We start from the raw sequence: 3,285 nt of genomic DNA, 5'->3' as shown, positions 1-3,285 counted from the left end.
ATTTAATACATATATATTTTTGTTTGCTCGTTGTGAGCAGAATCATCGATTAGTAGCCGAGATTCGTTTAAGTCTATTTTATAAAAATTATCTTTCCAAAATGAAATCATATTTTGAAGAATCGTGGACAGAATAGAAAGAAATTTGCATTTTTTTAGTATAAAGTTTATAGCTAATGCATAAAATTAATAATCAACGACAATTTTTTAGGGAGATGAATGGTGGAAAATATTGATAATCTTTTAAAGTTGGCATATGGATTTTCAATATCCAAAATCTTGTTTACAGCAGTTAGTTTCGATGTTTTTACCAAACTTTCAGGCACAGAAAAAACAGCCGCCCAGCTTTCTCAAGAGCTTTCTCTTCCTGAAAGGTCATTTTCTCGGCTCTTGAATTCCTGCACAGCCCTTGGTCTTCTAAATAAAAAAGATGGAAGATATTCCAATACCCCGCTTTCAGAGGAATATCTCGTTGAGGGTAAGCCCTTTTATTTCGGTTACCATATAAATGCTTTGAATTCCCGTCTTTATGGCCCATGGGGGACTCTTGAAGAAATTATCAAAAAGGATGAGTTTCAGCCATCTGTCGAAGGCAAATCAGATGATATCATAAAAGCAGTATCGAGCACAAAGGAGTTTGCACGCAAAGCTATGATGTCACAGCATAATTACAGCCAACTTATTGCTATCGACTTTGCTGAAACGATTGACCTGACAGGAAGGAAAAGTTTTCTTGATATTGGAGGCGGCACCGGAATCTTCACTGCTGAAACAGCCAAGAGGTTTCCGCACATAGAATATACTATTTTTGATAGAGGATTCGTTTTGGAAGTTGCCAAAGATATTTTGAAAGAGCACAAAGTTGAAGATAAGGTAAAGCTTTGCGAAGGTGATATTTTGAATGACCCATTTCCTGAAGGAAGTGATGTTGCGCTCCTTTCAGGCGTATTGGACGGATATGATGAGGCAATATGTAGAGATATGATAAAAAAAATTTACGATTATCTTCCTAAGGGTGGACTTTTTTACATTACAGAGTCAGTTATAAATGATGAAAGGTCAGGTCCTGTTTTCCCGTCGATCTTTTCATTGATACTTTTACTTCAAACTGAAAAGGGCGACGCGCGTTCAAGAGGCGAGATGGAAGAGTGGCTGAGAGATGCAGGATTTAAGGTAGTAAAATATGAAGTCATGTCAAAGAGAAGCGGGGCTTATAGAAATTCCGGGCTGATAACTGCTGTAAAGGAATAATCAATTGTTTCCTGCTCGTGAGGAATGAGTTTTCTCTCTCTTAGAATTGTTTATTATTTTTTTAAAACATTATAGAGATAAATTTTTAGGGAGGGAAAGATGAAAAAATTCTTCTTCAAAAAATCAAAAAAATTTCTATCTTTTGTCATCGTCGCCTTCTTCTTGACTTTTGCTTTATTTTCTTCAGCAGATAATGAAAGAACGCCTCATTTTAAAATCAATAGTAAATTTCTTACTACTGCCCAAGAGCTTTATGAATGGAATAAGTATAAAGATTCAAAAGGTCCTTCTCTTGCCGGCACTGAATCGTGGCAAAGTTTCGTGAAATTTCTTGAAGATGAGTTTAGAAAGACAGGATTAGTCGATATCAAGAAGGATAAGATTTCTTTCCATGGATGGTTTACTTCAAACAGAAGAGAAGATGGTGATTGGACTCTTTCAATAGAAGGAAAGAAAATCAGAGTTGCTTCTTATTGGGCTTTTTCAGGCTCAACTCCCCCTGAAGGGGTTACAGCACCTCTTGTATATTATGACGAAGAGAATCCTCCAAAATCCATCGAGAATAAGATAGTGGTTTTCGATACCCCCTCTCTCCCAAAGCCACTTCCCCCAATGTTCAAGAGCCCGGGATTTGAATTTGCATCCAATCCCGAAGACCTGCCAACAGACAATTTTACAATCGAACAATGGTATCAGGTCAACTATTATTCACGATTTGGAGGTTTTCGTGAGATTCTTACAAGCGGTAAAGCGGCTGGAGGGCTGGTAATTTCTAAAATGGGTCCTGAAATGGCATCAGGTGTCTATACTCTTCCGCCTCCTCCCTATATATTTGGAGTCCCTTCTCTTTTTCTTGATAGAAAGGCAGGAGAGGAAGTTAGAAATTTTGCTCAAAAAGGCAAGATGGCTACATTAAAATTGATTGCCAAAGAAAAACCTTCTGAAATTTATTTCCTTTCTGCATTGCTTCCGGGTAAAGATTATGGTAATGAAAATGATGAGATTGTCCTTTTACTTTCCCATACAGATGGACCTAATATTTCGCAAGAAAATGGAGCCCTTGGAATTCTTGCTGTAATGAAATATTTTTCCCATATTCCTCAAAATGAAAGAAGGAGAAGTCTTCTTGTTGTGCTCGACCCACAGCATTATATTCCTGAAAGGCATGCTGTTGACTGGTTTAAACTTCATTCAGAAATTTCTAAAAAAATAGTTGCAAGCTTTGCTATAGAGCATCTCGGCCAGATTGAGTATAGGGAAAAAGGAGACCATTTCCTGCCAACAGGAAAGCCGGAAGTGACTCAGTTATTTGTACAGAATAATGAGAAACTCATAAACTCTGCCATTGAAGCAGTAAAGATGAGTAAAATTCCAAGAACAATTGTCTATTGTCCCTTGAAAAAAGGACAGGGCAGATGGAATGGTATGGGAGATTTTGCAATAAAGAGAAATATTCCCGGTTATGGAATAAGCGCAACGATGAGCGCCTATTGGTCATTGGAGGCAGGAATAGACAAATTTGATAAGGATTTGATGTATAAGCAGACTGAATTGGCTGTCCTTCTTACAGAAGTGCTTATGGATTCTGATTTAGAAGACATAAAACCTATCGAAGTCAAAAGATATTGATGCTGAAAAGTAAGAAATAATTCAAAAAAATTATCGTATATTTAGTGTAGTTTTCAATTTTTCTAATGTAAATGGCTTTTCAATGGCAGAGGAGAAGCCATATTTTTTATAATTGGTAATTATTTCCCGGTTTGCAAAACCTGTAAGGGCTATTACCTTTGCCTTCGGATTGATTTGGCGAATCTTCTTCAATGTTTTTATACCGTCATCTCCTTCAGGTATTACGATATCCAGAATGACTATATCGAAATATTTCCCTTCCTCCGTTGCTTTTTCATATTTATTTACAGCTTCACTGCCATTTGATGCAAAATCAACTTCACAGCTGAGAGTTTTAAGCATTTCTCTTGCAACTTTTTGAGTCGTTTTATCATCATCCATAAACAATATCTTCATCCTTTCCCCT

At 36.8% G+C, this 3,285-nt stretch carries 3 protein-coding genes; 2 read left to right on the top strand and 1 reads right to left on the bottom strand.

Features of this window, described 5'->3' with window-relative positions; translation table 11 throughout:
* The first annotated feature begins 218 nt into the window (after positions 1-218).
* Positions 219-1,250 carry a methyltransferase domain-containing protein gene (locus D6734_05730; protein ID RMF95341.1) on the top strand — a complete coding sequence of 344 codons (1,032 nt, stop codon included), beginning with the start codon at positions 219-221 and terminating at the stop codon, positions 1,248-1,250.
* 99 nt (positions 1,251-1,349) lie between these two features.
* Positions 1,350-2,879: a hypothetical protein gene (locus tag D6734_05725; protein RMF95340.1), complete on the top strand. Its 1,530-nt coding sequence runs from the start codon at positions 1,350-1,352 to the stop codon at positions 2,877-2,879.
* A gap of 30 nt (positions 2,880-2,909) precedes the next feature.
* Here the strand turns inward: D6734_05725 and D6734_05720 are convergent.
* Positions 2,910-3,285 (bottom strand): response regulator (locus tag D6734_05720; GenBank protein RMF95339.1); only part of this gene is annotated, 376 nt, incomplete at its 5' end.

The sequence above is a fragment of the Candidatus Schekmanbacteria bacterium genome, from assembly GCA_003695725.1.
GTDB lineage: Bacteria > Schekmanbacteria > GWA2-38-11 > GWA2-38-11 > J061 > J061.
This window is presented reverse-complemented; position numbering and strand designations above follow the sequence as displayed.